The sequence below is a fragment of the Streptomyces sp. bgisy130 genome (assembly GCF_057708345.1).
On sequence record NZ_JBYISA010000045.1, the window covers coordinates 1 to 13889 of the forward strand.

At 72.1% G+C, this 13889-nt stretch carries 10 protein-coding genes; 4 read left to right on the forward strand and 6 right to left on the reverse strand.

Going from position 1 to position 13889, the window contains the following annotated elements; all coding sequences use genetic code 11:
- The first annotated feature begins 370 nt into the window (after nucleotides 1–370).
- The gene (locus AC3EUV_RS33845) at nucleotides 371–820 is read left to right on the forward strand and encodes a PTS sugar transporter subunit IIA (RefSeq protein WP_018090628.1); all 450 of its coding nucleotides are present in this window, start codon (nucleotides 371–373) and stop codon (nucleotides 818–820) included.
- 77 nt (nucleotides 821–897) lie between these two features.
- Nucleotides 898–2568 carry a phosphoenolpyruvate--protein phosphotransferase gene (ptsP, locus tag AC3EUV_RS33850; protein ID WP_432146170.1) on the forward strand — a complete coding sequence of 557 codons (1671 nt, stop codon included), beginning with the start codon at nucleotides 898–900 and terminating at the stop codon, nucleotides 2566–2568.
- 88 nt (nucleotides 2569–2656) lie between these two features.
- Here ptsP and AC3EUV_RS33855 read toward each other — a convergent pair whose 3' ends face one another.
- Both AC3EUV_RS33855 and AC3EUV_RS33860 read right to left on the reverse strand, forming a co-directional pair.
- On the reverse strand, nucleotides 2657–3583 hold the full coding sequence (locus AC3EUV_RS33855) for a hypothetical protein (RefSeq protein ID WP_432146169.1): 927 nt from the start codon (nucleotides 3581–3583) through the stop codon (nucleotides 2657–2659).
- 146 nt (nucleotides 3584–3729) lie between these two features.
- Nucleotides 3730–5760, reverse strand: a complete 2031-nt coding sequence (locus tag AC3EUV_RS33860) for an acetoacetate--CoA ligase (protein WP_432146168.1) — start codon at nucleotides 5758–5760, stop codon at nucleotides 3730–3732.
- Nucleotides 5761–6146: 386 nt separating this feature from the next.
- On the opposite strand from AC3EUV_RS33860, the gene AC3EUV_RS33865 reads away from it, so the two are divergent.
- Together AC3EUV_RS33865 and AC3EUV_RS33870 are read left to right on the forward strand one after the other, a co-directional pair.
- The gene (locus AC3EUV_RS33865; protein ID WP_435604582.1) at nucleotides 6147–8543 is read left to right on the forward strand and encodes a glycoside hydrolase family 31 protein; all 2397 of its coding nucleotides are present in this window, start codon (nucleotides 6147–6149) and stop codon (nucleotides 8541–8543) included.
- A 58-nt stretch (nucleotides 8544–8601) separates the two neighbouring features.
- Nucleotides 8602–9408 carry a M15 family metallopeptidase gene (locus AC3EUV_RS33870; protein ID WP_432146167.1) on the forward strand — a complete coding sequence of 269 codons (807 nt, stop codon included), beginning with the start codon at nucleotides 8602–8604 and terminating at the stop codon, nucleotides 9406–9408.
- A gap of 282 nt (nucleotides 9409–9690) precedes the next feature.
- On the opposite strand, the gene AC3EUV_RS33875 is transcribed toward AC3EUV_RS33870, so the two are convergent.
- The 4 genes from AC3EUV_RS33875 to AC3EUV_RS33890 all read right to left on the reverse strand — a co-directional run bounded on the left by AC3EUV_RS33875 (nucleotide 9691) and on the right by AC3EUV_RS33890 (nucleotide 13783).
- On the reverse strand, nucleotides 9691–10503 hold the full coding sequence (locus AC3EUV_RS33875; RefSeq protein WP_435604571.1) for an ABC transporter permease: 813 nt from the start codon (nucleotides 10501–10503) through the stop codon (nucleotides 9691–9693).
- Between the two features lie 23 nt (nucleotides 10504–10526).
- Nucleotides 10527–11375 carry an ABC transporter permease gene (locus tag AC3EUV_RS33880; RefSeq protein ID WP_432146165.1) on the reverse strand — a complete coding sequence of 283 codons (849 nt, stop codon included), beginning with the start codon at nucleotides 11373–11375 and terminating at the stop codon, nucleotides 10527–10529.
- A gap of 12 nt (nucleotides 11376–11387) precedes the next feature.
- Complete coding sequence (locus AC3EUV_RS33885; RefSeq protein WP_432146164.1) at nucleotides 11388–12566, reverse strand: ABC transporter substrate-binding protein; 1179 nt, start codon at nucleotides 12564–12566, stop codon at nucleotides 11388–11390.
- Between the two features lie 116 nt (nucleotides 12567–12682).
- Nucleotides 12683–13783 (reverse strand): ABC transporter ATP-binding protein, encoded by a 1101-nt coding sequence (locus AC3EUV_RS33890; RefSeq protein ID WP_435604572.1) that lies wholly within the window; start codon nucleotides 13781–13783, stop codon nucleotides 12683–12685.
- Between the last annotated feature and the right edge of the window lie 106 nt (nucleotides 13784–13889).

Genomic DNA, 13889 nt, shown 5'->3' on the forward strand with positions numbered 1-13889 from the left:
GATTCCCTCTCGGGTTTCCTCCGGGCGCTTCCCTTCGGTGTTTCACACTCTATCAGGTCCTTTTCGGCTTTCGAACCGCTGCTTTTCTGCAGGCATGCAGAAAGCGCAATTCTTGAGTCGCGATCAAGACGCTAGGAGTGCCGCCCACCTCAACCGGACGCGTTGATTGCGTCCTGGCTGTCCGGGGCAGGTGTCAGACAGTACAGCTCTGGTGTGGGCGAGGCAAATCGATTCAGCGGGACTCGCGGACGGCAACCGGCGTCTCTCATGCGGAACCGTCAGTTCTTATGACTTACGCTTCTGAACGGTGCGCCGTCCAGGACAGGTAGTGACGGCGGCCTGATGAATCTCCACCCCTGGGAGGCTTCCCATGACCACCGTGACGTCCCCTCTTGCCGGACGCGCCATCGGACTCGCGGCTGTGCCCGACCCGGTGTTCTCCGGAGCGATGGTGGGTCCCGGTACCGCCATCGATCCGGTGCGTGAGCCGTCCGCCGCTGTTTCGCCCGTGGACGGTGTCCTCGTATCGCTGCACCCGCACGCGTTCGTCGTCGTCGACTCCGAGGGACACGGTGTGCTCACCCATCTCGGTATCGACACCGTGCAGCTCAATGGTGAGGGCTTCGAGCTGCTCGTGAACAAGGGCGACACCGTGACCCGCGGCCAGGAGGTCGTGCGCTGGAATCCGGCCGCTGTGGAGCAGGCCGGGAAGTCGCCGGTGTGCCCGGTCGTCGCGCTGGAGGCCACTGCGGACTCGCTCGGCGAGGTGCGTGAGGACGGCGACGTCAAGGCGGGCGACCAGCTCTTCTCCTGGCAGTAGCTGAGGGCTCGGCCCCACGGCAGGTACGACATCCATCGCGGCGGCCGCGGCTTCCGCATCAACCGGAGACGGGTGCAATGGAGACAACGCTGCGAGGCGTCGGCGTCAGCCACGGTGTGGCGATCGGCGAGGTGCGGCACATGGGTACGGCGGTTCTCGAGCCGCCGGCCAAGCAGATTCCGGCGGACGAGGCGGAGCGCGAACAGGGGCGTGCCCGTCAGGCCGTGGAGGCTGTCGCTGCTGATCTGATGGCGCGGGGAAACCTGGCGGGTGGTGAGGCGCAGGCCGTGCTGGAGGCACAGGCCATGATGGCGCAGGACCCCGAGCTGATGGCGGATGTCGAGCGGCGGATCGCCGTGGGCAGCACCGCCGAGCGCGGTGTGTATGACGCGTTCGCCGCCTACCGGGCGCTGCTGGCGGGTGCCGGTGAGTACCTCGCGGGCCGGGTGGCCGACCTCGATGACGTGCGGAACCGGATCGTCGCGCGGCTGCTGGGTGTGCCGATGCCGGGTGTGCCGGACAGTGACGAGCCGTATGTGCTGATCGCGCGGGATCTGGCGCCGGCCGACACCGCGCTGCTCGACCCGACGCTGGTGCTCGGGTTCGTGACCGAGGAGGGCGGGCCGACCAGCCACAGCGCGATTCTCGCGCGGGCGCTGGGGGTGCCGGCCATCGTGGCGCTGCCCGGTGCGGGTGAGCTCGTCGAGGGCACGGTCATCGCCGTCGACGGCAGCACCGGTGAGGTCTTCGTCGAGCCGGACGCCGAGAAGCGGGCGGCGCTGGAGCAGGCCGCGGCGGAGCGAAAGGCGGCGCTGGCGGCGTCGTCCGGTCCGGGTGCCACTTCTGACGGGCACAAGGTGCCGCTGCTGGCGAATGTCGGCGGGCCCGGTGATGTGGCCGCGGCGGTCGAGGCCGGGGCCGAGGGTGTGGGCCTGTTCCGTACCGAGTTCCTGTTCCTGGACGACAGCAAGAGTGCGCCGTCCGAGGAGAAGCAGGTCGATGCGTACCGCAAGGTGCTGGCGGCCTTCCCCGAGGGGCGGGTCGTGGTGCGGGTGCTGGACGCCGGTGCCGACAAGCCGCTGGACTTCCTGACGCCGGCCGATGAGCCGAACCCCGCGCTGGGTGTGCGGGGTCTGCGGACGCTGCTCGACCACCCCGACGTGCTGCGCACACAGCTGACGGCGCTGGCGAAGGCGGCCGAGGGGCTGCCGGTCTACCTCGAGGTCATGGCGCCGATGGTGGCGGACCGTATCGACGCCAAGGCGTTCGCGGATGCCTGCCGGGAGGCCGGGCTCCAGGCGAAGTTCGGGGCGATGGTGGAGATTCCGTCCGCGGCGCTGCGGGCGCGGTCGATTCTGCAAGAGGTCGAGTTCCTTTCGCTGGGGACCAATGACCTGGCGCAGTACACCTTTGCCGCCGACCGTCAGGTCGGGGCCGTTTCGCGGCTTCAGGACCCCTGGCAGCCGGCGCTGCTGGACCTCGTGGCGGCTTCCGCCGAGGCCGCGAAGGCCGAGGGCAAGAGCTGCGGGGTGTGTGGTGAGGCGGCCTCCGATCCGCTGTTGGCGTGTGTGCTGACGGGGCTCGGGGTCACCAGCCTTTCGATGGGTGCGGCGTCGATTCCGTATGTGCGCTCGACGCTGTCGAAGCACACGCTGGCGCAGTGTGAGCGGGCGGCGGCCGCGGCGCGGGCCGCGGACACCGCCGACGATGCCCGGACCGCCGCGCAGGCGGTGCTCTCCGGGGAGTGACCTCGCGCGGCGCGGTGCGTCGCTCAGGAGTGTTGATGGCCGTCCCGCCCTTTGTGGCGGGGCGGCCATGCTGCTGTGTACGGGGCGGTCAGCCGTGGTGATGGGGGTCGGGTGGGGGTGTGAGGGGAAGGCCGGGGGCGTAGTCGACGCCGTGCTCGGGTGGGATCGGCTCGCCGGTGTCGGCGTCGGTGCAGTAGGCGGTGAAGACCTCGGCGGCGCTGAGGGCGCGGGGCCAGGAGTCGCGGAAGGACCAGCCGCGGACCGTGTCCTTGGCAGGGGCGCCGGTGGTGTCGTGACTGCCGGGTCCGGTGGTGGTGCGGGAGACGATGCCGCCGGGGGTACGCAGGGCGAAGCCGGCGGCGAGGACCGTGCAGAAAACGAGGGTGTCCGATTCGGCGAGCCGGCGACGGGCTCCCTCCTGGGCGGTGGCATGCAGCACCGCCAGCAGGGACGGGTCTCCGGCGGCGACGGAGCAGACGAGGTGGTGGGTGCCGCTGCCGAGGGCTTCGAGGAGCTGCTGGAGGGCTTGGGTCGCGCGGGCGAACGCGGCGTGGGCGAGGTCTTCGCCGCACTCCGGGCAGTTGCCCGCGCGGGCCAGGACGGCGGAGGCGTGGTCCCAGGTCGCCTGGCGGTCGGCTTCTTCGACGAGCAGCGGGAGCAACCGGTTCAGGGGTTCGCCCTGGTAGGTCAACGTCGCGCCGGTGCGGGCGACTTCGGCGGTGTAGCGGCTGCGGCTGTCGGGGCGGTCGGGGTCGAGGGCAAGGTCGGCGCAGTATTTCTCGTAGGCGACCGGGTCGAAGAGGCTGAGGGTCGTGAGCACGCCCTGGGAGGCGAGGGTGCGCAGCAGGTTCTCCATCTGCTGGAGGTAGCTGCGGTGGTCGTCGAACGGGAAGGTGCGGTAGCGGCTCATGGCGCGGAAGTCCTGCTCGTCAGCCAGGACGGCGGCGGCGCTGGGGACTTCGCGGCGGAGCTTGCGGCGGGCGGACTGGTCGGTGTACTTGGCTGTGGATGTCATGACTCCCCCTGGTGAGATGTGTCCGGCGCGGAGCGTGGGCCGGCCGGACGCCACTTGTCACTGAGAGTAGTCGGGGGGTCTGACAATGCGGCCGGGCGCCGGACCGGAGGCCGTGCGGGCCTTCGGCGGTCCGGCGCCGGGCGGGCCTACTGCGTGCGGTCGGTGGCGCGGTCGCGGGCCACCCGCTCGTAGAAGCGGAGCAGTTCGAGGTTGTCGACGGAGCCGGGGTTGACGGCCTTGTCGAGGGGGGTGCCCTGGAGGAGGCGTTTGACCGGGACCTCGATGCGCTTGCCGGTGAGGGTGTGCGGGACGCCGGGGGCTTCGATGATGTCGTCGGGGACGTGCCGCGGGGAGAGCTGTTCGCGGATGGTGCGCTTGATGCGGTCGCGGAGGGCGTCGTCGAGGGTGGCGCCGGGGGCGAGGTGGACGAAGAGCGGCATCCAGTAGCCGCCGTCGGGGAGTTCCAGGCCGATGACGAGGGACTCGCGGATCTCGGGGAGCCGTTCGACCGCCTCGTAGATGTCGGCTGAGCCCATCCGGACGCCCTGGCGGTTGAGGGTGGAGTCGGAGCGGCCGTGGATGACGACACTGCCGCGGGAGGTGACGGTGATCCAGTCGCCGTGCCGCCAGACTCCGGGGTACATGTCGAAGTAGCTGTCGTGGTAGCGGGTGCCGTCGGGGTCGTTCCAGAAGCGGGTGGGCATGGACGGCATGGGGTTGGTGACGACGAGTTCGCCGACCTCGTCGATGACCGGTTTGCCCTGCGGGTCCCATGCCTGTAGGTCGGTGCCGAGGCAGGGGGCCTGGAGTTCGCCGATGTGGACGGGGAGGGTGGGGACGGCGCCGGCGAAGCAGCTACAGACGTCGGTGCCGCCGCTGACGGAGGCGGTCCACAGGTCGGTGCCGCCCTCCGCGAAGCAGTCGTGCAGCCAGCGGAAACCGTCCGGCGGGAGCGGGGATCCGGTCGTCGCGACGCAGGTGATGGCGGAGAGGTCGAGGTCGCGGGCCGGGTGGATGCCTGCCTTGCGACAGGCCATGACGTAGGCGGCCGAGGTGCCGAAGACGGTGGCGCGGGTGGCTTCGGCGACCCGCCACTGGGCCGAGATGTCGGGGTGGCCGGGGCTGCCGTCGTAGAGCACGATCGTGGAGCCCACCAACAGGCCGGCGACGAGGAAGTTCCACATCATCCAGCCGGTGGAGGTGTACCAGAAGAACCGGTCGTCGGGGCCGAGGTCGCAGTGCAGGCCGGTCTGCTTGAGGTGTTCGAGCAGGATGCCGCCCTGGGACTGGACGATGGCCTTGGGCAGGCCGGTGGTGCCGGAGGAGTACAGGACCCACAGCGGGTGGTCGAAGGGGAGCTGTTCGAAGACCGGTTCGGTGTCGTTCGAGGTCAGGTCCGACCAGTTCACGGCGCCTTCGGGGGCGGGGGTGCCGAGCAGCGGGATGTGGACGACGGCGCGCAGGGTGGGCAGTTCGTTGCGGAGTTCGGCGACGGTGTCGCGGCGGTCGTGTTCCTTGCCGCCGTAGTGGTAGCCGTCGACGGTGAACAGCACGACCGGTTCGATCTGCTGGAAGCGGTCCAGCACGCTGCGGGCGCCGAAGTCGGGGGCGCAGGAGGTCCATACGGCGCCGACCGCGGCAGTGGCGAGGAGCGCGACGACGGCCTGCGGGATGTTGGGGACGTAGGCGCTGACGCGGTCGCCGGGGCGGACGCCGAGGCGGCGGAGTTCGGCGGCCAGTGAGCCGACCTGGGCGCGCAGATCCGTCCAGGTGACGGCGGTGGGCTCATGGGTCTCGTCGACGTACAGCAGCGCGGGCGCATCGGCGCGGGCCGGGTCCTCGGCGGCGCGCAGGGCGTGCTCGGCGTAGTTGAGGGTGGCGCCGGGGAACCAGCGGGCGCCGGGCATCGTGCGGTCGGCGAGGACGGTCTCGTACGGGGTGGCGAAGCGGACGTCGAACCACTCCGCGGTGGCCTGCCAGAAGGCGGGGAGGTCACGGACGGACCAGTGGTGCAGGTCGGCGTAGCTCCGTGCGGGGTCGCCGGGGGTGGGGGCGGGTGCGCCGTGGTGCGCGGCCGCCCAGGTGTGGAAGCGGGTGACCTGTGCGCCGGCAATGCGGTCCGGACCGGGCTGCCAGAGCGGTTCCGGCTGGTGGGCGGACTGCGGTGCGGTGGTCATCATGCGGCTCCCGGGCGATACGCGTGGTGGGCGTCGGCCGCGCACAGCGGTGGGGGTCCCCCGGCCCAGTGGGTGGGCGTGTGCGCGTGACACGGCTTGCCTGGACGATGCCATGTGATCGACTTGTGCACCAGGGTGGATTCCCCACATTCGGAGGGTCGCGGATGTGGTCCCGCCATGTGAGCGCGGGGCGGGCGGCGGGCTCCCGGCAGGATTCGGCCATTGAGGGCGCGCCCTGGGGCGGACGCCGTGAGCCCGGTCCTCCAGGGGCGGCGGGACTTTGCCGACACGTCTTGGGCCTGAGGGTGGCCGAGGGTGACCCCGCGCAGGTGAACGGCAGTTGAACGGTGCCCCTGCACCTGCCCGTCAATGGCAGGCTGACCGGCATGGACGGGCGGGATCTGGTGCGGTCGGTACGGATGATCAGGGCGGTCGGGCCGGCGCAGGGGCTGCGGTCCGTGCGCTCGGCGTGGCGGGCGCGGAGAGCGGACGCACGGGCGCTGCCGGGGCGCGGCGCGGAGCGGGCGCGGGTCCCGGGGGCGGCGCTGAGCGCGGAGCCGCAACCGGGCGGCGGGATGATCCATTTCGCCCGGTCGTCGCTGCGGGTGCGGGTGGCCGCGGGCGGTGCGGTGTTCTGCGGCTGGGACGGCGCCGGGCCGGAGCCGTCGTACGCGCTGGCCGGGGCGTGCCCCGAAGTGGATGCGCGGGCGCTGCTGGAGCCCGATACGGAGGGCGGCTGGCGGGTGGTCTCCGAGCGGGTGCTGGTGGTGGTGTCCCGGCACGGCGCGGTGGAGGTGCGGACGCCCGGCGGGGCGGTGCTGCGGCGGGAGTTGCCGCCGCGCTGGTGGGACCGGACGGGTGACGAGGGGGCGGAGGAGCGCGCCGGGCGGCCGGAGGGGTGCGGCGGTTCGCGCTGGGTGCAGCGCTCGGAGGTGGCGGCCGACGCCCGGTTCTTCGGGCTGGGCGGCCGGGCGCACGGGCCACGGCTGCGGGACGGGGCGTACCGGCTGTGGAACACCGATCCGGGCGGCACCTTCGGGCCCGGCGACGATCCGCTGTCGCTGACGATGCCGGTGCAGCTGGTGGTGGCGGATGCCGGTACACATCTGGTCTTTCACGACAATTCCTGGGACGGCCGGGTCACGCTGCGCGAGGGCGCGGAGGGCGCGGGCTCGGGTCATGACCGGCCGGGCACCTGTGAACTACGGATGGACGGCGGGCCACTGCGCTACTGGGTGCTGGCCGGCTCCCCGGCCCGGGTGCTTCAGGTCTGGACGGCGCTGACCGGTGCGCCCGCGCTGCCGCCGCAGTGGGCGCTGGGGTATCAGCACGCCCGTTGGGGCTTCGGCGGGGAGACGGAGGTGCGCCGGGTGGTGGCCGGCTACCAGGAGCGGGAACTTCCGTTGTCCGCCGTCCATTTGGACATCGACCATTACGACCGGCACCGGGTGTTCACGGTCGACCGGCAGCGCTATCCGGATCTTCCGGGGCTGGCCCGGGAGTTGCGCGCGGACGGGGTGCGGCTGGTGTCGATCGTGGATCCGGCGGTGAAGGCCGAGCCGGGGGACGCGGTGTACGAGGGCGGGGCGGCGGCGGACGCCTTCGTACGGGACGCGCGGGGGCGCGAGGTGCGCGGGGTGGTGTGGCCGGGTAAGTCGGCGTACCCCGACTTCACCGATGCGCGGGTGCGCAAGTGGTGGGGCGCGCTGTATGCGGAGCGGCTGGCACAGGGCTTCGCGGGGTTCTGGCACGACATGAACGAGCCGGTCTCCTTTGCCGCGTTCGGGGAACGGACCCTGCCGCGCTCGGCACGGCACGCGCTGGAGGGGCGGGGCGGCGACCACCGGGAGGCGCACAACATCTACGGCCTGGCGATGGCCCGGGCCGGCTTCGAGGGGCTGTGTGAACTGCGGCCGGACGAGCGGCCGTTCCTCTTCTCGCGTTCGGGCTGGGCCGGGATGCAGCGCTACGGCGGCAGCTGGTCGGGCGATGTGGCGACGGGCTGGCCGGGGCTGCGGGCGTCGCTGTCGCTGGTGTTGGGGCTGGGGCTGTGCGGGGTCCCCTACAGCGGTCCCGATATCGGGGGGTACTCCGGGGTGCCGTGCCCCGAGCTGTATCTGCGGTGGTTCCAACTGGGCGCCTATCTACCGCTGTTCCGTACCCATTCGGCGCTTGGGGCGGGGCGGAGGGAGCCCTGGGAATACGGGAACGAGGTGCTCGGTCATGCCCGTACGGCGCTGCATGAGCGGCAACGGCTGCTGCCGTACTTCGAGACGCTGGGGCAGTTGGCGCGGCTGACCGGGGCGCCGTATGTCCGGCCGCTGTGGTGGAACGCGCCACGGGACCGGGCCCTACGGGACTGCGAGGACGCCTTTCTGCTGGGGGATGCGCTGCTGGTGGCGCCGGCGCTGGCGGGCGGGGTGACCCGGCGGCCGGTGCGGCTACCGCGCGGCCGGTGGTACGACACCGCCACCGGGCAGGCGTACGACGGTCCCGGGCAGGTGTGGGTGGAGGCCCCGCTGTCGCGGATCCCGGTGCTGGCGCGGGCCGGTGCGGTGCTGCCGGTGGCGGGGGCGGACGGCGGGACCGAGCTGGAGGTGTGGGCGCCGGTCGCCGGTCGCGGGGGCAGCGGGCTGGTGGTGCCGGACGTCGGGGACGGCTGGCAGCGGCCGACGGTGGAACGCTTCACCTCGCGACGCTCGGGCGGCCGGGTGGTCGTCGAGCGGCGGGACGGGGCTGCGGTGGGGTATCCGGTGCGGGTGCGGGGGCTGATGGACGGGTAACGGCCGGGGGTGCGCAGGGGCTTCCCCTCAGGCTGCCGCGGCTGGTAGACGGAGGGCCATGCCGAGACTTGCTGCCGCACTGCGCGGCGTGGCCATCGCTGCCGCCGCCTTGTTGACCGTCGCCGTGCTGCCCTCGCCCGCCGCGGGGGCCGGGGGAGCCCGCCGGCCGGTGTCGTCGTCCGGGATGCCGAAGGAGTTCGTCGCGCTGCGCGAGGTGGACCCCACGATCATCCAGGAGATGCGCTACCCGACCCCGCACAACTTCATGGGGGTGCCGGTGGACGGCTACCGCAGGCCGGTGTGCCTGCTGACGCGGGACGCCGCACGGGCCCTGCACCGGGCCCAGCGCTCCTTCCTCCGGCGCGGACTGTCGCTCAAGGTGTACGACTGCTACCGGCCGCAACGCGCCGTGGACCACTTCGTGCGGTGGGCCAAGGACCTCGGCGACCAGCGGATGAAGGGCGAGTTCTATCCGCGCGAGGACAAGACGAAGCTGTTCGACGACGGCTATATCGCGGCCAAGTCCGGTCACAGCAGGGGCAGTACGCTCGATGTGACGCTGGTGCGGCTGCCGGCCCTGCCGACCCGCCCGTATGTGCCGGGCGAGCCGCTGACGTCCTGTTACGGGCCGCGGGCGGCACGGTTCCCGGACAACTCGCTCGACATGGGGACCGGCTTCGACTGCTTCGACACGCTCGCGCACACCCTCGACCCGCGCATCCACGGACGGCCGCGGGCGAACCGGCTGCTGCTCAAGCACGGGCTGGAGCGGGCCGGCTTCGTGAATCTCCCGGAGGAGTGGTGGCACTTCACCTTCACCCCGGAGACCTTTCCGGACACCTACTTCGATTTTCCCGTGCGGTGACCGGGTGGGGGCCTTACCGGGGTCCGATCGCCCGGAGCGGTCGGCAGGACTGGCCGGCGGGACCGGCCGGCGGGACCGGCCGGGCGGGCCTGTGGTGCTCGGCCTGTAGTGCACGGGCAGCGCCCACGGGTGTCGTCCCTGGTGTGGTCCGGGGCACGGAATCACCCCCGTGGACCCCGTGCCCCGAACCCTGCTGTGAGGGACGCGGGCCGGCCGCGTCCGGTTGGCGCGGGCCGGCGAAGTCGTCCGTTCGGCTGATTCCCCGGTGTTTCGCCGGTGCCCTCAGAGGCGGCCGCCGGCCGGGTCCGACGAGAGCCGCTGGGCCGCCCGCACGGGGAGCACGGACAGGGCAATGAGCAGCGCGGCCACCACGTTGACGACCGGGGCCTGGTGCGGGCGGGCCAGGTTCTCGTAGATCCAGATCGGGAGGGTCCGGGTGCCCGCGCCCGCCGTGAAGGTGGTCACCACGACCTCGTCGAAGGAGAGCGCGAAGGCCAGCAGGGCCCCGGCGAACAGCGCGGGCCGCAGCGCCGGGAAGGTGACGTGGCGCAGGGTCTGCCAGGGACGGGCGCCCAGGTCGGCGGAGGCCTCGGCCAGTGACGGGCCGATCCGGCGGAGGCGCGCGACGACGTTGTTGAAGACGATCACGACGCAGAAGGTCGCATGGCCGACGACGACCGTGAACAGGCCAAAGCCGATACCCAGCGGCGTCAGGACGGTGCGGAACGCGGCATTGAGGGCGATGCCGGTGACGATGCCGGGCAGCGCGAGCGGCAGCACGATCAGGAACGAGACGGTCTGCCGGCCGAAGAAGCGGTGGCGGTGCACGGCGAAGGAGGCGAGTGAGCCGAGGACCAGGGCCAGGGCGGTGGCCCACAGGCCCGCCTGGAGCGAGGTCCACAGCGCGTCGCGGGCGCCCGCGCTGTGCACGGCGCGCCGCCACCACTCCCCGGTCAGCGCGCCGGGCGGCCAGGCGAACGAGGGGTCGGCGTTGAGGGAGTTGAGCAGGACCAGGAGCAGCGGGAGGTAGATCAGGGCCAGGCCGGCGGCCGTGATGCAGCCGAGGACGATGCGCGCGGTGCGGGTGAGATGCATCCGGTTGCCTCCTGCGGGACCGGTCAGAGCGAGTCGAGTGCGCCGGCCCGGCGGACCGCGGCGAGGTAACAGACGACGAGGACGACGGGGACCGCGGAGAGCGCCGCGGCGAGCGGCAGATCGAGGGTGACCTGGGAGGCGATGACATTTCCCAGCAGCTGAGTGCGGCCGCCGACGATCTGCACGGCGAGGTAGTCGCCGAGGCTGAGCGAGAAGGTGAAGACCGAACCGGCCAGGAGCGCCGGGCGGACGGCGGGGGCGACCACGGAGCGCAGCGTGCGCAGGGTGCCGGCACCGAGGTCGGCGGACGCCTCCAAGTGGTGGGCGGGCAGCCGCTCCAGGGCGGCGTGCAACGGCAGGATCATGTACGGCAGCCAGAGGTAGGCCAGCACGATCACCACGGCGGTCGTGCCGTAACCGGGTCCGTGCAGGCCCAGCGGGGCGAGTGCCGCATTGACGATGCCGTGCTCGCCGAGCATCACCCGCCAGGCGTACGCCTTGACCAGATAGCCGGCCCACAGCGGGGTGAGCACCGCCACCAGCAGGGCACGACGCAGCCGGCCGGTCGCCACCCACGCCATGAAGAAGGCCATGGGCAGCGCGAGCAGGGCGTCGAGGAGCGTGACGGCGACGGCGATGCCGAGCGTGCGCAGGGCGACGGTGCGGTACACGGGGTCGGTGAGGATCTCCCGGAAGTTGTCGGCGGTGAAGGAGTGCACGACGTCCGAGGTGAAGGGGTCGGTGGTCCAGAAGGCCGAGAGGAGGAGGACGGCGAGGGAACCGAGGTAGGCGAGGATCAGCCAGAGGAGGGGCGGGGCGAGGAGTGCGGCGAGCCGGGCCCGCGCGCCCGGCTCGCGTTCGGTGACGGACACCGGCTGCCCGGCTCAGCCCTTGATCTCCGTCCAGGCGCGGGTCCATTGCGCGTAGTCGGTGCACTTGACGTTCTTGCGGCCGTCGAGGCACTGCGGGACGGGGGTGGTCCAGAAGTGGACGCGGCGGTAGTAGGCCTCGTCGTCGGCGTGGTAGACGGCGCAGTGGTGGGGGTCGGCGGTCTCCCGGCAGGCCCTGGCGTTGGCGGGCGCCTCGCCGAAGAACTCGGCCACCTGGGCGTTCACCTTCGGTGAGACGATCCAGTTGAGCCACTTGTAGGCGCAGTTGGGGTGGGCGGCCTTGGCGGAGAGCATCCAGGTGTCGGACCAGCCCGTGGCCCCCTCCTTGGGGAGGACGGCCTTGACGGGGGCCTTCTGCGCGGTGGCGGTGTTGGCGATGACCTGCCAGGTGGTGCCGATGACGCTGTCGCCGCCCTTGAAGGCCGTGACCTCCTTCTGGTAGTCGCTCCAGTATTCGCCGACGTACTGCCGCTGCTTCTTCAGCAGGGCCACGGCGGCGTCGAGTTGGGTGCGGTCCAGGGCGTAGGGGTCCTTGATGCCGAGTGCCGGGCGGGTCTTCATGAGGTAGAGGGCGGCGTCGGCGATGTAGATCGGGGAGTCGTAGGCGGTGACCTTGCCCGAGTACTTCGGGGCGCCGTCGAAGACGGCCTTCCAGGAGTCGGGGGCCGGGGAGACCTTGTCGGTGCGGTACATCAGCAGATTGGCGCCGCGGCCGTGCGGAATGCCGTACATCTTCCCGTTCTTGGAGTTGAACGGGCGCATCTTGAGGCCGCTGAAGATGTCGCGGTAGTTCGGGACCAGACGGGTGTTGACCGGCGCCACGTCCCCCGCGGCGATCAGCCGCAGGGTGGCGTCGCCGGATGCGGACACGGTGTCGTACTGCCCCGTCTTCATCAGCGAGACCATCTCGTCGGAGGTCCCGGCGATCTTCGTGTTGACCTTGCAGCCGGTCTGCTTCTCGAACGGGTGCACCCAGTCGGCCCGGGGATCGTTGGAGCCGTCCTCGGCGTACCCGGCCCAGGCGATGAGGTCGACCCGGCCCTCGCCCTTGCCGACGCTCTTCCGCTCGGCGGCTCCCACGCCGCCCGTTCCCCCGCCGCCGGAGCCGCAGGCCACGGCCAGCAGCAGTACTCCGGCCGCCACGGCGGCCTGCCACGGATTTGCGTTACGCATGGTGAACTCCCGCTGTCGCACACGACTGTCGAGCACCGCCAGTATCCGGAAGCTGACGGTCTGCCACCAGAGCGCCTCGTCGGCGGGCCCGTTGGTGCGGTGCCCCTGACGGTGATTCAGCCGGGCACCGCAGAGGCGTCGTCGACGCGCCACAGCAGGTGCACGGCGGCGCCCGGACGGATGGACGGCGGCAGCGGCCCGGAGTTCAGCCGCAGTGCGGTGAGCCGGTCGTCGCCGCCGTCGAGGCGGACCACGCAGCGGAGGTGGGCGCCGGCGTGCACGATCTCGGCGATCCGGCCGGGCACGCTCCGCTCCCCCGGCCCCGGGGTGCCGTCCGGGCCGTCGGGAGCCGCGATCCGGATCCGTTCGGGGCGGATGCTGTAGGTGCCCGGCGCGCCGACGACGCGGACCGCGGCCGGGCCGCTCAGCAGGTTGGTGGTGCCGACGAATCCCGCGACGAACGCGGTGGCCGGGCGCTCGTAGATCTCCAGCGGCGGGCCGGTCTGCGCGATCCGGCCGCGGTCGAGGACGGCAAGGCGGTCGCTGAGGGTCAGCGCCTCCTCCTGGTCATGGGTGACGAGGAGGAAAGTGACGCCGGTGGCGCGCTGGATGCGCGCCAGTTCGCGCTGCATGTCCTGGCGCAGCTGGAGATCGAGCGCGCCGAGCGGCTCGTCGAGCAGCAGCAGTCCCGGGCCGTCGATCAGCGCGCGGGCCAGGGCCACGCGCTGGCGCTGGCCACCGGAGAGCTCGGCCGGGCGGCGCGAGCCATGGTCGTCGAGCCGTACGGTGCGCAGGGCCTCGCGGGCGCGGGCGAGGCGTTCGGGCTTGCGCACCCCGGCGACGGTCAGCGCGTAGGCGACGTTCTGCTCGACGGTCATGTGCGGGAAGAGCGCATAGTCCTGGAAGACGGTGTGCACGTCGCGCCGGGCGGCCGGGAGTGCGGTGACCTCGCGGCCGGCGAGTTCGATACGGCCCGAGGTGGGCCGCTCGAAGCCGGCCATCAGCCGCAGCAGGGTGGTCTTGCCGGAGCCGGAGGGGCCGAGGAGGGAGAAGAACTCCCCCTGTTGGATGGTGAGTTCGACGTGGTCGACGGCGCACACCGAGCCGAACTCCTTACGGACGGCACTGAGCCGTACGGCGGGTGCGGCGGCCGTGCGGACGGGCCGGGCGTCGGTGCGGTCGTCGGTATGGGCGTCAGGGCGGGCGGCTTCAGCCACGGGCGCTCCCCCTCGTGTACGACGTGATCGCCCGGACTGTACCGGGGTTCCGCACCGGGCGGCACCGTGGCACACTCCTGACGTTCCGTCAGTTCTGGGTTTCCGG

Bases quoted from the DNA above. Each gene is read 5' to 3' on its own strand.
- AC3EUV_RS33865 (WP_435604582.1), top strand. From the start codon at position 6,147: ATGGACGGGCGGGATCTGGTGCGGTCGGTACGGATGATCAGGGCGGTC.
- AC3EUV_RS33845 (WP_018090628.1), top strand. From the start codon at position 371: ATGACCACCGTGACGTCCCCTCTTGCCGGACGCGCCATCGGACTCGCG.
- ptsP (WP_432146170.1), top strand. From the start codon at position 898: ATGGAGACAACGCTGCGAGGCGTCGGCGTCAGCCACGGTGTGGCGATC.
- AC3EUV_RS33870 (WP_432146167.1), top strand. From the start codon at position 8,602: ATGCCGAGACTTGCTGCCGCACTGCGCGGCGTGGCCATCGCTGCCGCC.
- AC3EUV_RS33860 (WP_432146168.1), bottom strand. From the start codon at position 5,760: ATGACCACCGCACCGCAGTCCGCCCACCAGCCGGAACCGCTCTGGCAG.
- AC3EUV_RS33855 (WP_432146169.1), bottom strand. From the start codon at position 3,583: ATGACATCCACAGCCAAGTACACCGACCAGTCCGCCCGCCGCAAGCTC.
- AC3EUV_RS33885 (WP_432146164.1), bottom strand. From the start codon at position 12,566: ATGCGTAACGCAAATCCGTGGCAGGCCGCCGTGGCGGCCGGAGTACTG.
- AC3EUV_RS33875 (WP_435604571.1), bottom strand. From the start codon at position 10,503: ATGCATCTCACCCGCACCGCGCGCATCGTCCTCGGCTGCATCACGGCC.